Annotated in this window: 1 protein-coding gene; it reads left to right on the forward strand. The window is 60.9% G+C overall.

Annotation, left to right across the window (positions count from 1 at the left end; genetic code table 11):
- The coding region (locus AC0CH3_RS17825) for a hypothetical protein (RefSeq protein WP_465238129.1) at positions 1-239 on the forward strand (239 nt) is incomplete at its 5' end.
- Positions 240-258 lie beyond the last annotated feature (19 nt).

Genomic DNA, 258 nt, shown 5'->3' on the forward strand with positions numbered 1-258 from the left:
ATGCAGGGCCAACGATCTTCGTATCGCCGCAGATCGCGCCGCTTCTTGGCTTACGCACGGACATTCGGACGGCCCAGCCGGTTAGCGCGACGATCACGCGCGACGTAGTATTTACCGGGCCAGCACGGGTCTTTCCGAATATGATCATGGACGGCAATATCGGCTTGCAGCTGATGGGAAAGCGCCATCTGACGCTCGATCTGGGATCCGGCCGGGCATGGATCGGTAAGGCGCAATGACTCATCCCCGTGGCGGCTC

It is taken from the genome of Sphingomonas sp. AC449 (genome assembly GCF_979253475.1).